We start from the raw sequence: 16461 nt of genomic DNA, 5'->3' as shown, positions 1-16461 counted from the left end.
TATAAGGCGGTAAAGGAATTTGTTATACACAATTTTCATGCCTACGACATTGTACTTGACATATATCGTCCGGTATTAGGGTTGTGCAGTGCAATTAGATTGGGCTAATAAGAAGATGCAATCCAAATAACTCCCAAAGTTTACAAATTTATTTATGAATAAATACGGGATGAAAATTCATAAATAGAAAATCACATCGCCTTAATCTTTGGTTTGTAAGTTTTCAGATTCAACCCGAAGGGTATCAGCTATTTGATAGTTGTTTCGGATAGAGGAATTACGTGAAATCATTTCTCCAAGAAATCCGCCGACAAACAATTGAGTACCTATAATCATACACAAAATTCCGAAATAGAACAAAGGTCTGTCGGTCATGCCGTATTGTTCGTAAGCCAATTTTGCAAAAGAGAGGTATGCGGCGATGATGAATCCCAGGAAAAAGGTAATTAACCCGAGAGTGCCAAAAAAGTGCATAGGTTTTTTCCCAAAACGGCCCATGAACGTAATGGTAATCAGATCGAGAAAGCCGTTAACAAAACGCTCTAATCCGAATTTGGTGCTTCCGTATTTGCGGGCTTGGTGGGTAACGACCTTTTCGCCAATGCGGGTAAACCCTTCCCATTTGGCGATAGCAGGGATGTACCGGTGCATTTCGCCGTAAACTTCGATGTTTTTGACAACCTCCTGTTGATAAGCTTTTAGTCCACAGTTCATATCGTGCAGTTTAATACCTGTAATCCAACGGGTAACTGCGTTATAAAGCTTAGTGGGAATTGTTTTACTGAGAGGGTCGTATCTTTTTTGTTTCCAGCCTGAAACCAAATGATACTGATCTTTGGTAATCATCTGATAAAGTTCAGGAATTTCGTCCGGACTATCCTGAAGGTCAGCATCCATGGTGATGACCACGTTTCCGAGAGTGGTGGCAAACCCTTCATTCAGAGCAGCCGATTTGCCATAATTGCGACGGAATTGTATGCCCCTTAAAGTCGGGTAAGTTTCTGACAATTGCAAAATAACTTCCCATGAATTGTCGGTACTACCATCGTCAATCATGATAACTTCATAACTCAACCTGTTTTCAAGGCATACCCGATCTATCCAAGCCATGAGTTCGGGTAGAGATTCCTGTTCGTTAAGCAGGGGTATGACAATAGAAACATCGGGGTTGGTCATAATAAGAGAGATTAACAGGAAAAATACAAAGACTAACTACGTGTTTAAAGTAAAGCGCTTTAAACCAACTTTTAATCAGAATCTGAACCAGAAACAATGTAAATCATTTGGTTGGCGATTTCGGTAAAGTCTTTCGCCTTGAGCGATGCTCCTCCAATCAGTCCTCCGTCAACATCAGGTTGTTCAAACAATTCCTTTGCATTGGCAGGGGTACAACTTCCTCCATATAAAATTGAAATAGAATCGGCAATTTCGGAGTTGTAGTGTTTGGCAATAAGCTGCCGGATTGAAGCGTGCATTTCTTGGGCTTGTTCTTTGGTGGCTGTCTTTCCGGTTCCGATTGCCCATACCGGTTCGTAGGCAATGACAACCTTCTGTATTTCTTCATCACTCAGTTGAAAGAGCCCGTTTTGGATTTGCCGGTGTACGGTTTCATAATGTTGTCCCGATTCGCGCTGCTCTAATTTTTCACCACAACAAAAAATGGGGGATAGATGATGGACAAGGACCATCTCTGTTTTGGCTTTCAGCAATTCGTCAGTTTCCTTAAAATATTCCCGCCTTTCGGAATGCCCTACGATAACATAAGAAATCCCGACAGATTGCAGCATTAAGGCCGAAACTTCACCGGTATAAGCACCTGCGGACAGGTGATGGCAGTTTTGAGCACCTACTTTGACGGTATTGCTTTCTGATTGCTCAAACATTTCCATAGCTTTTAACAGATAAGGAAAAGGGGGGCAGATAATTATCTGAAATTGACTCGCAGACTGCATGGTGGGTAAATCCTGTCTAAACAACTCAAAAAGTTGGGTTGCTTCCTGAAGGGTTTTATTCATTTTCCAGTTTCCGGCCACTATTTTTTTTCGCATATCGGTATTTGGTTTAAGGAGTTGAACTTTCAGTTTGACGGACTTTTTCAAAAATCATTTTGAGCAGTGCAATTTCTGTTTCGGACATGGATTTGTTTCGTCTCAAATATACTGCTTTTGCGGATGATAAAAACAGGTTGAACTGATAGGTAACCAAGCCTTGTGCGCCTCCCCACGAAAAGGAAGGAATATTTTTTGGAGGAAAATCGCCACCAAATATATTACAGCCTACGCCCACTACCGTACCGGTATTAAACATGGTATTAATGCTGCATTTTGAGTGGTCGGCCATAAACAGACCGCAAAATTGCTGTCCGGTATCTATTTGTTTTTCTTCGGCAGTGCTCCAGATTTTTATAGGGGTATAGTTGTTTTTCAGGTTGGAAACATTAGTGCCTGCACCTAAATTGCACCATTCACCTATCACCGAATTACCCAAATACCCATCATGGGCTTTGTTAGAATATCCAAAAATTACAGAGTTGGATATTTCTCCTCCTACTTTTGAGTGCGGTCCTATTGTGGTGTCGGGGTAAATCTTTGTTCCCATTCGGACAATGGAATGTTCTCCAAGGGCAAAAGGCCCGCGGATTAGAGAGCCTTCCATCACTTCGCTATGAGCACCAATATAAACAGGACCTCCCGATGCGTTTAAAAAAGCACCTTCTACTTTGGCACCGGGTTCGATAAACACAGATTCAGGGTTAATAACCGTATTGGTTGAGCTAATCGCTTCAGAGGTTCGGTTTTGGGTAATAAGTTCAAAATCCTGGCGGATAGCAGCACTATTGAGTAAAAAAATATCCCAAAGTTGATTGATTTTGAGGTAAGGAGCATCCGGAGGCAGACATTCATAATCGTCAATCATCAATCGCATTTCGCCCGAACTGGTGTTAAGCAGGTTGGGATATTTGCCTTCCACCCTGAGCGCAATCAGGATTTCTCCATCGGTAATTGCCTGATTGGATTGCAAACGGGCTATCTGATAAGCGAGCAGGTCGTTTGGCAAAATGGAACCATTGATAAAAATATTATCCCTTTGCAATTGTAATGGATACCGGGATTGCAGATAGTTGATGGTCAGAGAGGAGGTGGTTTGAGAAAAATAGTGCTCCCATTTTTGACGGATGGTCAAAATACCAATCCGGATATCTGCTATTGGACGGGTAAAGGTAAGCGGCAGAAGTTGTTGACGGGTTTTACCATCGAACAAGATGAAGTTTAACTCGCTCATAAACAGCAAATTACATTTTAATTAAAATGACAAGGAACGGCATTAAACAAAAATAGCCCCGATACCGGTATCGAGGCTATTGAACACATTGTTGAAAAACAATGGTTACTTTTTATTAAATTTTGAATATTTGTTTTGGAACTTCTCAATTCTTCCTGCGGTATCTACAAATTTGGATTTTCCGGTAAAAAACGGGTGAGAAGCACTCGAAATCTCAAGTTTAATCAGGGGATATTCGTTGCCGTCTTCCCAAACAACTTTGTCTTTTGTCTCAGCAGTTGAGCGACCTAAAAAGGCGTAGTCGCAAGAAAAATCTTTGAAAACAACAAGTCTATAATTTGCGGGATGAATATCTTTTTTCATGGTAAAAATACTTTTGATTAAAACGGAGTGCAAATTTAAGAATAATTCTTGATTCTACCACTTCCGCTACTTATTTATCTAAAAAAAAAGATTTTTGGAACTAAACTAAGGAATGAACTTGTTACTTTCGCTTAATGAAAAAGTAAATTTCATACAAACAGTCTTGAATTAGTGAATTGAAGCTATTTAAAGGGATCGAAAACGTTGAAATTTATTTAATAATAACGTAACCCAAAGTTTATTTTATAGCATTTACTTTACAAGCAAAATCACATTTTATGAACAAATGGAGACGACTGAACGGCGAACAAATCGGATCTATTAAAAAAGCCGTTGAAGAAACCATTATTAAAGAAACTGCAATCGGAAACCGCCTAAAGGTTTGTATTGGCAGTGATTCACAAGTGCGTGGCGATTCTGTTGAATTTGCTACCGTCATCGTTTTTTTGCGCGAAAAAAAGGGTGGATTTATGTTTATTTATAACGAAAAATCCAGCCAAAACTATTCACTCAAAGAACGAATGTTGACCGAAGTAGCCAAATCTATCAGCATTGCTTATGAGCTTTGTGATCTGTTTGACCGCTATCAAATAGATATGGAAGTACATGCCGACATCAACACCAACCCAAATTTCGAATCCAATACAGCGCTCAAAGAAGCAATGGGCTATATTTTGGGCATGGGCTTTGCTTTTAAAGCCAAGCCCGATGCCTTTGCCAGTTCTTGCTGTGCCGATAAGGTAGTGTAACAAAAACAGGCAGGTGTTGCTTGATTGTAAAAGCCCCGTATTGTTAATACCGGACTAATGGGAGACAGCCCCCCTGTCAAAACCGGTTTTTCAACATCTTATACCAACCACGGATCCCGTCATTGCGGGCAAATCCCCGACCTTTAAAAAAGAAGAGCACTGTCAATACAAACCAATCAAAAGCCAAAACCACCTTTATATCAAATTCGACAAAGCAAGATACTACCTTCACCCTCCCCACACGGATCCTGTCATTGCGGGCATGACCCGCAATCCCCGACAACGAACCACACCTACTATTCATGTTATTCAATACTCTGCCGTCATCACAGGGTAATCAAAAACCACCCCCTAATTCAAAAAAACAAACAATGAAAAAACAGGCATACATATACTTCATGGCAAACCAACACAACAACGTTTTATACATTGGCGTAACGAACAACCTGAGTCGCAGAGTAGCGGAGCATAAAGCAAAAGTAGTCAAAGGGTTTACTTACAAGTATAATTGCGATAAGTTGGTTTACTATGAGGCGTTTGATTTAATCACAGATGCCATCAGCAGAGAGAAGCAGTTGAAAAACTGGAAAAGGGAATGGAAGAATAAATTGGTAAATGATGAAAACGCCGAATGGAATGATTTAAGCGAAAGCGTTGGTGTTGATGATGAATTGATTAACATAGTGAGGGAATACTATAAGGAGATTGCGGGTCAAGCCCGTAATGACGGGTAGTGTTGTGCTGTTGTGGGGATTGCGGGTCAAGCCCGCAATGACGGGTAGTGTTGTGCTGTTGTGGGGATTGCGGGTCAAGTTTGCAATGACGGGTAGTGTTGTGCTGTTTGGGGATTGCGGGTCAAGCTTGCAATTACGGTTGGGGTTGTTTTGTTGAGGGGATTGCGGGTCAAGCTTGCAATTACGGTTGGGGTTGTTTTGTTGAGGGGATTGCGGGTCAAGCCCGCAATGACGGTTGGGGTTGTGTTGTTTGGGGATTGCGGGTCAAGTTTGCAATGACGGTTGGGGTTGTGTTGTTTGGGGATTGCGGGTCAAGTCTGCAATGACGGGTAGTGTTGTGTTTTTGTGGGGATTGTGGGTCGAGCCCGCAATGACGGTTGGGGGTTGTTTTGTTGTTGGGATTCCGGGTCAAGCCCGCAATGACGAGTAGTGTAGTGTTGTTGTGGGGATTGCGGGTCAAGCCCGCAATGACGAGTAGTGTAGTGTTGTTGTGGGGATTGCGGGTCAAGTCTGCAATGATGGGTAGGGAATTAATACAATATCCTTGCTTTTATGGTGTGGTCTAAGTTTTTTATATCGTGAAGAATTTTATCGGTATGGAGATGTTCAATGTCGAGTACAACGTAACCGATTTGTTCGTTTGTTTTGAGAAACTGACCAACAATATTGACATTGGAGGCCGACAAGATTGAATTAATGGCTGACAGCACGCCCGGCACATTTTTGTGAATATGCAAGAGGCGATTTGTTCCGTGAACAGGGGTTAGGTTCAATTCGGGAATAGTGAGCGAGCCAACGGTTGAGCCTTTGTCTAAATAGCCGATGAGTTTATGAGCCACATCAATTCCGATATTGCTTTGAGCCTCTTCGGTCGAGCCTCCGATATGTGGGGTTAAAATAACGTTTTTTAAGCCTTGAAGCGGCGATTGGAACGATGCACCAACGACCTCAGGTTCAGAAGGGAAAACATCAATTGCTGCTCCTGCAAGTTGTTTGCTGTCGAGGGCAGCTTTTAAAGCATCAATGACCACTACATTTCCACGGCTGAGATTTAACAAAAATGAACCCTTTTTCATAAGGGTAAGGGTCTCGGCATTTATCATGTTTTTGGTCAGAGGAGTAGCCGGAACATGCAAAGTAACAACATCCGATTTTTCCAGCAATTCTTCTAACGAATCGGCAGGTGTGGCATTACCCATAGGCAACTTTGGCTCTATATCATAATAAATAACCTTCATGCCCATTGATTCAGCAAGTACGGATACCTGTGACCCTATATGGCCATAGCCTATGATGCCTAATTTTTTGCCGCGCACTTCATTGCTTCCACCCTTTGTGGTTTTTAACCAAGTGCCCTCATGACAGGCTTTGTCTTTTTCCGGAATGCGGCGAATCAGCATGATGATTTCACCAATGACCAATTCAGCAACAGACCGGGTATTGGAATATGGAGAGTTGAACACAGCAATCCCCGAATCCAGGGCTTGATTCAAATTGACCTGATTGGTGCCGATACAAAAGCAACCGATAGCTAACAATTTATCAGCTTGTTCAATCACCCTTTGAGTAACCTGGGTTTTGGAACGTATTCCTAAAATCCTGACCTCGTCCAGTTTTTCAATCAGCTCGTTTTCAGACATGGCTTTTGAATATTGTTCAATATTGGTATAGCCCGCTTTTTCAAACAAATCAACCGCCGAAGGGTCTATGCCCTCCAGCAACAAAACTTTAATTTTGTCTTTTGGAAAAGAAGTATGCATCTGAATGTTGTTTTGAGAGGTTTGCCATCCTGTCTGCACTGTTGGTTATACTCTGTATGAGTGCCGGGCAAGCCGGATATGGCATTGGTTATTAAAATAATGGCTGTTAAAAATTGTAAAGTCTTTTGCAGTTTGGACAACTTATGTTGAGAGGATAAATCATTATAATACCTCTCCCGCTTTTAATTTTTCGGCATTTTCAGCAACCTGAAGGGCTTGTATCAATGCCGTCAAATCGCCGTCCATCACGGCACTAAGGTTGTAAAGCGACAATCCAATCCGATGGTCAGTTACCCGCCCTTGCGGGTAATTATAGGTGCGGATTTTTGCCGATCGGTCACCGGTAGAAACCAAAGTTTTCCGGCGTTTGGCAATTTCGTCAATATGTTTTTGATATTCCGCTTCATATATTTTTGTGCGGAGCATGTTCATCGCAATTTCGCGGTTGCGGATTTGCGAACGCTCTTGCTGACATTCGGCCACTACTCCAGTTGGAATATGGGTAATACGTACCGCAGATTCAGTACGGTTAACATGCTGTCCGCCTGCACCCGATGCCCTGAACACATCTACCCTCAAATCGGCAGGATTGATAACAACATCTACTTCTTCGGCTTCCGGCATCACAGCAACTGAAGCAGCCGAGGTATGAACCCTCCCCTGGGACTCAGTAACCGGTACTCGCTGAACCCGGTGTACGCCCGATTCATATTTCAATTCTCCATAAATACCGGTTCCGGTTACCGACACAATGATTTCCTTAAAGCCGCCGGTGGTTCCTTCGCTCATGCTCATCAGTTCAGTTTTCCATCCCTTTTGTTCACAATAGCGCATATACATCCGGTACAGGTCGCCGGCAAAAATAGCCGCTTCGTCCCCACCCGTTCCGGCACGGATTTCGAGCATCACGTTTTTATCGTCTTCCGGATCTTTTGGAACCAGCAACTGCCTTACTTCCTCCTCTAAAACAATAAGTTGAGCCTCTAAAATATCTAAATCGGCTTTCGCAAGCTCCCTGAACTCGGGGTCTTTGTCGGTTTTAAGAACTTCTTTGTTAAACTCTATATTATCGGTTATATCTTTATATTTGTGATATGCCTGAACTATAGGCTCTAAGTCCCGGTATTCCTTGCTTAACTGCTTATAGCGTTTCATATCGCCCATAACCGAGGGATCTGCCAGTTTTTCCTCAATGTCTTCCCATCGGTGCATGATGGCTTCTAATTTTTCCAACACAGCGTATAAATTTTAGCATTCTATCCTGACTTTCTGAATCAGAAAAGCCGGTTTTCGAACTCATTACTTTATACTAAATGCACAAGTAATGAATTTTGGCGTGCAAAGATACTTGTTTTTACCCGTTTTTCTCAAAAAATCCGGCAAACACATGCTGCTACATTTGTTTTTGGATTTTTCGATGTACTTTTCGTACAAATTAAACAGTATGTCAAACGGTAATGCGAGAATTGTTTGGGCAAGCAATATTGCCCTGGGGACACTGGCTTTTTTCACCATATTATATCTTGGCAGAAGCTTCTTTATACCGGTGGCAGCATCCGTTATTTTGGCTTTAGCCATCTATCCATTGGTTACTTATCTGGAGCGAAAACTGCCAAGGGTTTTGGCCATCTTACTCGCGCTGCTTTTTATCTTTCTGGTATTGTCTTCCATTATTACTTTGGTGGGATTTCAGATAAGCGGATTTGTTTCAGAATTGCCCGCAATTTCACGTAAATTAGAGGGGTTATTGCTGTCATTGCAGGATTTTATTGACGACAAGCTTCAAATCAACCCTGAAAGACAGTTTTCCCTATTGAAAGACAATGTAATGAGCTTTTTTGACACCGGAATTAATATTGTCAGCACAACCATCAACGTAACCTCCGGCATTGCCTTTTATGCAGGCATAATGCCGGTCTATATCTTTTTTATGATTTACTACCGCGAAATCTGGACGAACTTTTTAGTAGAAATTTCTCCGGTTAACCGCCAATCGCTGATGGCAGAAATATTGGGTAAAATGAGTTCGGTCATTAGAAACTACGTGGGAGGAATGCTATTGGTCATGATAATTGTGAGTATTCTTAACACAATCGGCTTTGCAATTATTGGGCTAAAATACTCCTTGTTTTTTGGTGCTATCATCGCCTTTTTAGCTATAATTCCGTTTTTTGGAATTATGATAGGGTCTGTTTTGGCAGTGCTTTATTCCTTTATTTCACAGGACTCTCTGTTGCAACCGCTTGGTGTAATTATAGTAACCACCGTAGTTCAATTTTTAGAAGGCAATTTTATCACACCGACAATAATGCGTTCACAGGTACAGTTAAACCCGTTAGTAGCTATTATGGGACTTTTATTTGGAGGCTTTTTGTGGGGAGGTGTGGGAATGATTTTGTCTATCCCAACGCTTGCCATCCTAAAAATGGTTTTGGATAGTGTCGATTCATTCAAACCCTATGGCAGATTGCTTGGTGTTGATAGAGCTAAATTAACACCGCCGCCGCCGCCATCCGAAACTTCATAAGCCGAACAATCAAACATTGATTATTTTAAAAAAGGCGGTTAAGGCATATTCGCTTCATCGGGCACCGGGCACCAACCCTCAGGAAGTGTTCTGAGCAATTTCAGACCTCATCAATCAGCACTTGGGTCATCTCGCTATCAAATAGTTCTTTTTTGGGATTGTTTTCAATTAATAGAATTACAGTTTAAATACAAAATCCTGCCTTACTCAAGTAAGCAAGGCAGGATTTTGCTTTAACAGATAGTTGAAATGATTTACCAGATAAATTTACCGTTCAATATACTGTTGCCGGTATCTAACTGTAAAAGGTATAAACCTTTGTTCAATTCTTGCGGCAGGTTGAGTGAGAAGGAACTTTGGTTTGCTGTATTCAGGGTTTGTTGCAACAGCAATCGCCCGCCCAGGTCGTAAATGCGAGCAGCTACAGGTTGGGATATTTCAATGCCTGCAATCGAAGCGTATAGCATATTATCTTGCACCCTTATATGCAGGTTGGTTTCTGTCTGGTTTCGGGGTACATTTATAATTCCCAAAACATGAGTTTGTCCATCAAAGTCGGTTTGAACTAACCGGTAGTAATTATTACCGGTTACCGGTGTAAAATGGGTAAACGAGTAATTTTTACTTACCGAACTGGTTCCTGCACCGTTTAAGGTGGCAATTGTAGTGAATTGCACGGCATCGGGAGAATACTGTAATGAATAAAAGTCGCAATTGGTTTCGGATGCAGTTGCCCATTGTATAGAATTGCCGTTTTTTTGTGCTTTTCCTGTAAAAGAACTAAGCGTAACGGGCAGGGTGGTTATTTCAGTGAGTGCATAAACCTCACCCAGAAAAACACTCGTCATATAAATATCAGCTCCTACAAAAGTAACTCCGGTAAGATAATTTAGAAGTCCGACTACCGGCATTGCACCGCCACCGGGCAGTAATTCGATCAACATACTGGAGTTGGGCAGAAAGTCAAAAATATCGAGGCTAAACTCTCCCAGTTGAGTAACCATGAGGTTGCCGGTGATGGGGTTAATAACCATATCTGTGATAGTTGTAAGTCCGTCAAAAAAAGTAGTAACTGTACCATCCCAGTCAACATGAAAAACGCTGGCAGATCCTGGTAGAAACGGGAAACCGGTTAGTGAAGACACATAAAAACCGGAACCATCGGGGACAGCTAAAATATCGGTAGGTACTACGTTTATAAAAGGAGGACCAAACGGCAAAGGATTAGGGAAATCGGGGAAAGTAGCAAAAACGGAGTAATCTCCGGTAATGGCATCAACACGAACAATAGCATTTGCACCGGCATCGGCCACATACATGTTCCCGTCATTGTCCCACTCAGCGGCATAAGGGTTTGAATCAATAAAACCATTGGCATATACATAGTCGCCAATATGATCAACAGAGGTAATATCGGCGGTTGTTAATGGAGTATCTCCCGGCGAAAATCCTGAGTTGCTTACCCAAGCCACCGAAGCACCATAGTCAGTACCGGCCAATCCACCTATGGTTATTGCTACCATGTCGCCCGGGCGCAAGTACACACGCCAGGGGCCAACTACCTCGCCGGTTTCTTCTACATAAATTGAGGGCAATCCGGTAATAAATGGGTATTTGTTGCCATTGGGTGTTAAAATGCTGATTTGCCCATCCGTATTTCCTGTGCCAACTTCTGCAATCCACAGATTACCATTTAAATCTGATGTGATACCTATCGGACCATTAAGTCCTGAAGCAAAAGTAGAAAGTGTAAGCGGTTGTGCCGAGGTTGTAGGGCTGTAAAACATGTTTACAGCTAATAACAAGACAGTAAACCGTAAAACCAAACTTGTAAATTTGAAATTCATAATGTTTAATTTAAGCTAAAGAAATATGGTTTTAAGAAATGCACGACTTTTATGGTATATACACCTGTAATACACCGGGCTTGTAAAAATAGGGAAACAGGTTATTACAGTATATTTTTTATGCTTAATCTGCTCATTACAATAAATCAGCTTAGTTAGTCACTGAATTTTCAAAATAAGCTGCAATCATAATGTAAAGCTGTGGCATGAAACAATTTTTTACCATTCTAATCAAACAACATTAAATTTTTTTTACCACAAACTGAACGCTAATGTAACACTATGCTAACAAAAGATTTTACTACTGCAAATCTAAACGAATAAGTTGTATCAGCGTGAATTAAGAGTTTGTTGAGGAGAAATAATATTTCAAATATAAACGGGAATTTTTAATATCCCAAACAAGACTTAAAATTTTTTTTTGTACATATAAATATGTTTTTGAGTACTCCGGAAAATTTGATTGCCGATAAAAAATGGTTTGGGGTAAAAATTGCGGTTGACAACATGTTTATGCAGAGGTGCATAGAGTCATTGCAGGGGGACTTTGAGTTAATGCAGAGGTGCAAAGAGTTATTGCAAAGGCGATTTAAAGTTTTGTAGGGGTACATTAAGCCATTGCAGCAGTACATTAAGTCCTTGCAGGGGGACTTTAAGTTAATGCAAGGGTGCAATGAGTTATTGCAGAGGCGATTCAAGTTATTGCAGGGGTACATGAGGCTAATGCTGGGGTGCATTAAGTCTTTGCAGGGGGACTATGATTTAATGCAGAGTGGATTTATGCCTTAGCAGAGGTGAAAAATAGTTTTTATTCCCACCAAATTAGCTTTGAAACGCTTGAATTTTAGCACTCAGAATTTGTATGGTTCTCGAAAACAACAAGAAGCCGGCAGTAAGAAGTTAGAAATTGAAAATCAGGGTAAAAAAAATCCGGCAAACAGTTATTTCATTTTTTTGCTGTTTGCCGGATCAATACAAGTACTGAGATGCAAAAAAATCTATCTTTTGCCTAAGTAAATGTATTTAGTAATCATTCACAAAAAGACTTTAATCATCGTAGTCTGTTTGCAAATATTGATTATTTCTTATCACCCATTCCTAAAACAAATGCTACGGTAGCACCGGTGGCAGCACCCATAATAACACAAACGACTAAATCTATCAATGTGCCTTTTAAGGTCATGATATCTGCCGTAGCATACATGATAAAATCAATGTACATGCCTATTAGCAGCCCAATAATTGCACCTGCCTGAGCGCCGGTCATCCAGTTTGTAATGCCGGCCCATCTTCCAAAAATATAAGCGTACAACATACCACTGGCGAGATTACCCAAAATTAGTGCCCACCAAACCATTGAGTTTTCGTCACGCATCACATTGTTGGTGTATTCAGTTTCAAAAAGACCACTCAACAGCATTCCGTACAAAATCCATCCTAAGAAGAAAGCAACAACACCTCCTGCGAGGCCGGAGAGTAAAATTTTGTTCATGTTCATAATTGTTTGATTTATGTGGTTAGGAGAAAAATGTTTCAGCGAAAAACAACTGCTTATCAACTGTATAGCAAAAATTGCTTCATTCTAAACAGTCAAAGAAAGGCAGTTTCTTTAATCGCCTAAATTTAGTTGTTTTTAATTGACTATGCAAAAAATTTTTTCTTTTGTTAAAAAAGATAATGGTTTTTGGTGCTCTGACGGCTTTTAGAGCTTCAATCTTTCAAAATACACAATATGCGTATGGTTGCTAAAATCTATCAATAGACGCTAAGCAATCTTAAAACTTGACAAAAACAAGAATCAGATTCCGGTCCTATGTCGCAGTTTTTTACCTAATTCTGAACAAAAAGTAATAGGTTTGCAAAAAAATAGGCATTATGGTTTCTTCAATGACCGGTTTTGGCAGGAAGTCAGCTACAATAGGCGCTAAAACTGTAACTGTTGAGATAAAAGCGATTAATAGCAAGTATTTCGATATTTACCTGAAACTTCCTCAAATATTCCGTTCAAAAGAAACAGATATCCGGCGTCAGTTATCAGAAAAACTTTTCAGGGGTAAGGTAGAGGTTATGATTAGCACAGACGATACCGACCAGGATAGAGGATATAATATTAATAAGGCAGCAGTTTTCAGTTATTACAAACAATTGTTGGCAATATGTGCCGATTTAAACATTTCAAATACAGACGGACTAATGCCGGCAATTTTGAGAATGCCCGAAGTAATGTCGGGAGCCGGTTACGATTTACCCGAAGAAGAATGGCTTCAACTTTCTGCACTAATTTATGAAGCAATCTCTGAATTGGAACAATTCAGAAAATCAGAAGGTAAGTCTTTGCAAAAAGACTTTGAACATCAAATTGACACCATATTGAATCATCTTAAAACGATCGAAGATTTAGCACCTAAAAGATTGATTGCCATTAAAGAACGCCTGACCAAATCAATCGAAGATTGGCTGCTGTCTGAAAAAGCAGATATGAATAGGTTTGAACAGGAATTGATTTATTATTCTGAAAAACTCGACATAAACGAAGAAATCGTGCGTTTAAAAACTCACTGCACCTATTTTTCTGAAGAACTTTTTGCGTCACGTACAGATAAGGGAAAAAAACTGGGGTTTATTTCTCAGGAAATAGGAAGGGAAATTAATACCATTGGTTCAAAAGCCAATGATGCCACCATTCAGGTAGAAGTGGTGCAAATGAAAGACGCATTGGAGAGAATAAAAGAGCAACTTCTCAATATAGTTTAGTTCGCTTTGATATACAGGCAGGCAAAGCAAAAAGTAACCTTACTTAATTAATCAGGCAATTTAATCCAATGCATCAACCTATTATCCAAACACCTATTCCGGATATCCAAGCAACAGATAAAAATATGTCTGAAACATTTGCCAAACTAATCGTATTTACAGCCCCGTCTGGAGCAGGGAAAACCACACTTGTCAAACATGTCTTATCTCAGATGCCCGATAAAGTTGCCTTTTCGGTGTCTGCAACAACAAGAAAACAGAGAAGCAATGAGAAAAATGGAGTAGATTATCATTTCATTAGCCGCGAGGAGTTTGAAAGGCGGCTGCAACAAAATGAATTTTTGGAATGGCAGGAGGTTTATGACGGGAATTTTTACGGAACACTGTTAAGCGAGATTACAAGAATATGGAAGGAAGGAAAGGCAGTAATTTTTGATGTGGATGTTAAAGGCGCACTTAATATAAAAAAAATTTATGAAAACCAAGCCCTGACGGTTTTTGTAAAACCCCCTTCTCTCGCAATAATCAGAGAGCGCCTGATGCAAAGAAACTCAGAAACAAACGAAATGCTCGAAAAACGAATTGCCAAAGCAGCGATGGAATTGCAATATGAATCGCTGTTCGATACCGTTTTATTAAATGACGATATCACAGAGGCAAAAACAAAATCCATAGAGATAGTGAGCAGTTTTTTGGAAGGAGTTGAAAAAAAGGGGTAGCGGGGCTTGGCTGTTTTTTTAAAGAGTAGGGGAGTAATATCAATGTCGGAAGTCTTTATGGGAAGGTGTTTTCACAGATTTCGCGATTTTCCGGCAATTTTTTTCAAAAAAGTTATCGGTTGAGTTTGGAAAATGTCGCAGGAGTGATTACCTTTGCAGCCGCTTTGGGAGAGAGGGTGTTGGTGAGAGAAAAAAGTTAAGAAAAAAAGCGGTTTGGAGTTGCGGGATAAACAGAAAGTATGTAACTTTGCAACCCGTTTTGAATGAGAGGGGATAAGATATTTTCAAAGCGGAGAAAGTTCTTTAGATAATACTGGGTAAATAGGTAAGCGGAATTCTGTTTTTTTGGAAAGGAATTAAGATATTCAGCCGGACTAACTTAGAGGTTGTCATAAGAGATTATACAATGGAGAGTTTGATCCTGGCTCAGGATGAACGCTAGCGGCGGGCTTAATACATGCAAGTCGAACGGTAACAGGTCTTCGGACGCTGACGAGTGGCGGACGGGTGCGTAACACGTACACAACCTACCCTAAAGAGGGGGATAGCTCTGGGAAACCGGGAATAATACCCCATAGTACTTGATGGTCGCATGATTATCAAGTTAAAGGTTTACTGCTTTAGGATGGGTGTGCGGGCCATTAGGTAGTTGGAGAGGTAACGGCTCACCAAGCCGACGATGGTTAGCTGGTCTGAGAGGATGATCAGCCACACGGGCACTGAGACACGGGCCCGACTCCTACGGGAGGCAGCAGTAAGGAATATTGGACAATGGGCGGAAGCCTGATCCAGCCACGCCGCGTGCAGGAAGAAGGTCCTCTGGATTGTAAACTGCTTTTAACAGAGACGAATGGTTAGGATTTATCCTGATGTGACGGTATCTGTGGAATAAGCACCGGCTAACTACGTGCCAGCAGCCGCGGTAATACGTAGGGTGCAAGCGTTATCCGGATTTACTGGGTTTAAAGGGTCCGCAGGCGGTTTAATAAGTCAGTGGTGAAATATCAGGGCTCAACCTTGATGCTGCCATTGATACTGTTGAACTTGAGAGTAGTAGAGGTGGGCGGAATGTAGCATGTAGCGGTGAAATGCGTAGATATGCTACAGAACACCGATTGCGAAGGCAGCTCACTGGACTAAATCTGACGCTAATGGACGAAAGCGTGGGTAGCGAACAGGATTAGATACCCTGGTAGTCCACGCCCTAAACGATGTTCACTCGACATGTGGGTGTTTGTATTTATGTGTCTAAGCGAAAGCGTTAAGTGAACCACCTGGGGAGTACGTTCGCAAGAATGAAACTCAAAGGAATTGACGGGGGTCCGCACAAGCGGTGGAGCATGTGGTTTAATTCGATGATACGCGAGGAACCTTACCTGGGAACATGCGAGTGTAAGCTAATCCCCAAAACCTTATCTCAGTTCGGATTGCAGTCTGCAACTCGACTGCATGAAGTTGGAATCGCTGTAATCGTAGATCAGCCATGCTACGGTGAATACGTTCCCGGACCTTGTACACACCGCCCGTCAAGCCATGGAAGTTGGGTGCGCCTAAAGACGATAACCGCGAGGAGTCGTTTAGGGTGAAACCGATAACTGGGGCTAAGTCGTAACAAGGTAGCCGTACCGGAAGGTGCGGCTGGAATACCTCCTTTTTAGAGAAAAAATAAATACTCAAAGGAGGTCAGGCGGATAGATTGAGGAGACGAGGAGAAGCAGGAGGAAGA

The 16461-nt window shown here is 41.4% G+C and carries 14 protein-coding genes and 1 rRNA gene; 6 read left to right on the top strand and 9 right to left on the bottom strand.

Annotation, left to right across the window (positions count from 1 at the left end):
* Positions 1–201: 201 nt before the first annotated feature.
* The 4 genes from IPM47_02780 to IPM47_02765 all read right to left on the bottom strand — a co-directional run bounded on the left by IPM47_02780 (position 202) and on the right by IPM47_02765 (position 3645).
* Complete coding sequence (locus IPM47_02780) at positions 202–1176, bottom strand: glycosyltransferase family 2 protein (protein ID QQS29896.1); 975 nt, start codon at positions 1174–1176, stop codon at positions 202–204.
* Between the two features lie 71 nt (positions 1177–1247).
* Positions 1248–2048, bottom strand: a complete 801-nt coding sequence (locus IPM47_02775) for a triose-phosphate isomerase (protein ID QQS29895.1) — start codon at positions 2046–2048, stop codon at positions 1248–1250.
* A gap of 13 nt (positions 2049–2061) precedes the next feature.
* Positions 2062–3282 (bottom strand): GlmU family protein, encoded by a 1221-nt coding sequence (locus IPM47_02770; protein QQS29894.1) that lies wholly within the window; start codon positions 3280–3282, stop codon positions 2062–2064.
* Positions 3283–3387: 105 nt separating this feature from the next.
* Entirely contained in the window at positions 3388–3645 is a 258-nt protein-coding gene (locus tag IPM47_02765) for a type B 50S ribosomal protein L31 (protein QQS29893.1), read from the bottom strand.
* 278 nt (positions 3646–3923) lie between these two features.
* On the opposite strand from IPM47_02765, the gene IPM47_02760 reads away from it, so the two are divergent.
* Positions 3924–4394 (top strand): hypothetical protein, encoded by a 471-nt coding sequence (locus tag IPM47_02760; protein ID QQS29892.1) that lies wholly within the window; start codon positions 3924–3926, stop codon positions 4392–4394.
* A 371-nt stretch (positions 4395–4765) separates the two neighbouring features.
* Positions 4766–5128: a GIY-YIG nuclease family protein gene (locus IPM47_02755; GenBank protein ID QQS29891.1), complete on the top strand. Its 363-nt coding sequence runs from the start codon at positions 4766–4768 to the stop codon at positions 5126–5128.
* A gap of 217 nt (positions 5129–5345) precedes the next feature.
* Here the strand turns inward: IPM47_02755 and IPM47_02750 are convergent, their stop codons facing one another.
* The 3 genes from IPM47_02750 to prfA all read right to left on the bottom strand — a co-directional run bounded on the left by IPM47_02750 (position 5346) and on the right by prfA (position 8124).
* Entirely contained in the window at positions 5346–5636 is a 291-nt protein-coding gene (locus tag IPM47_02750; GenBank protein ID QQS29890.1) for a hypothetical protein, read from the bottom strand.
* Between the two features lie 22 nt (positions 5637–5658).
* Positions 5659–6888 (bottom strand): phosphoglycerate dehydrogenase, encoded by a 1230-nt coding sequence (gene serA, locus IPM47_02745; protein QQS29889.1) that lies wholly within the window; start codon positions 6886–6888, stop codon positions 5659–5661.
* Positions 6889–7050: 162 nt separating this feature from the next.
* Positions 7051–8124 (bottom strand): peptide chain release factor 1, encoded by a 1074-nt coding sequence (gene prfA / locus IPM47_02740; protein ID QQS29888.1) that lies wholly within the window; start codon positions 8122–8124, stop codon positions 7051–7053.
* A 208-nt stretch (positions 8125–8332) separates the two neighbouring features.
* On the opposite strand from prfA, the gene IPM47_02735 reads away from it, so the two are divergent.
* Entirely contained in the window at positions 8333–9415 is a 1083-nt protein-coding gene (locus IPM47_02735) for an AI-2E family transporter (GenBank protein QQS29887.1), read from the top strand.
* Between the two features lie 254 nt (positions 9416–9669).
* Here the strand turns inward: IPM47_02735 and IPM47_02730 are convergent, their stop codons facing one another.
* Complete coding sequence (locus tag IPM47_02730; GenBank protein QQS29886.1) at positions 9670–11262, bottom strand: ScyD/ScyE family protein; 1593 nt, start codon at positions 11260–11262, stop codon at positions 9670–9672.
* Between the two features lie 1078 nt (positions 11263–12340).
* Positions 12341–12754, bottom strand: coding sequence for a hypothetical protein (locus IPM47_02725; protein ID QQS29885.1), 414 nt, complete (start codon positions 12752–12754; stop codon positions 12341–12343).
* A 383-nt stretch (positions 12755–13137) separates the two neighbouring features.
* On the opposite strand from IPM47_02725, the gene IPM47_02720 reads away from it, so the two are divergent.
* The 3 genes from IPM47_02720 to IPM47_02710 all read left to right on the top strand — a co-directional run bounded on the left by IPM47_02720 (position 13138) and on the right by IPM47_02710 (position 16389).
* Positions 13138–14016: a YicC family protein gene (locus IPM47_02720; GenBank protein QQS29884.1), complete on the top strand. Its 879-nt coding sequence runs from the start codon at positions 13138–13140 to the stop codon at positions 14014–14016.
* 125 nt (positions 14017–14141) lie between these two features.
* Positions 14142–14735 (top strand): guanylate kinase, encoded by a 594-nt coding sequence (gene gmk, locus IPM47_02715; GenBank protein QQS29883.1) that lies wholly within the window; start codon positions 14142–14144, stop codon positions 14733–14735.
* 403 nt (positions 14736–15138) lie between these two features.
* Positions 15139–16389 (top strand): 16S ribosomal RNA (locus tag IPM47_02710).
* The last annotated feature ends 72 nt before the right edge of the window (positions 16390–16461 follow it).

Source organism: Sphingobacteriales bacterium (assembly GCA_016700115.1).
Classification (GTDB): domain Bacteria; phylum Bacteroidota; class Bacteroidia; order Chitinophagales; family UBA2359; genus UBA2359.
Note: the sequence above shows the minus strand (reverse complement) of the source record. Positions and strands in the feature narration are given on the sequence as shown.

Coding starts and splice junctions, on each gene's coding strand:
- gmk (QQS29883.1), top strand. CDS start 14,142: ATGTCTGAAACATTTGCCAAACTAATCGTATTTACAGCCCCGTCTGGA.
- IPM47_02755 (QQS29891.1), top strand. CDS start 4,766: ATGAAAAAACAGGCATACATATACTTCATGGCAAACCAACACAACAAC.
- IPM47_02780 (QQS29896.1), bottom strand. CDS start 1,176: ATGACCAACCCCGATGTTTCTATTGTCATACCCCTGCTTAACGAACAG.
- IPM47_02720 (QQS29884.1), top strand. CDS start 13,138: ATGGTTTCTTCAATGACCGGTTTTGGCAGGAAGTCAGCTACAATAGGC.
- IPM47_02770 (QQS29894.1), bottom strand. CDS start 3,282: ATGAGCGAGTTAAACTTCATCTTGTTCGATGGTAAAACCCGTCAACAA.
- IPM47_02775 (QQS29895.1), bottom strand. CDS start 2,048: ATGCGAAAAAAAATAGTGGCCGGAAACTGGAAAATGAATAAAACCCTT.
- IPM47_02735 (QQS29887.1), top strand. CDS start 8,333: ATGTCAAACGGTAATGCGAGAATTGTTTGGGCAAGCAATATTGCCCTG.
- IPM47_02730 (QQS29886.1), bottom strand. CDS start 11,262: ATGAATTTCAAATTTACAAGTTTGGTTTTACGGTTTACTGTCTTGTTA.
- IPM47_02765 (QQS29893.1), bottom strand. CDS start 3,645: ATGAAAAAAGATATTCATCCCGCAAATTATAGACTTGTTGTTTTCAAA.
- IPM47_02760 (QQS29892.1), top strand. CDS start 3,924: ATGAACAAATGGAGACGACTGAACGGCGAACAAATCGGATCTATTAAA.
- serA (QQS29889.1), bottom strand. CDS start 6,888: ATGCATACTTCTTTTCCAAAAGACAAAATTAAAGTTTTGTTGCTGGAG.
- IPM47_02725 (QQS29885.1), bottom strand. CDS start 12,754: ATGAACAAAATTTTACTCTCCGGCCTCGCAGGAGGTGTTGTTGCTTTC.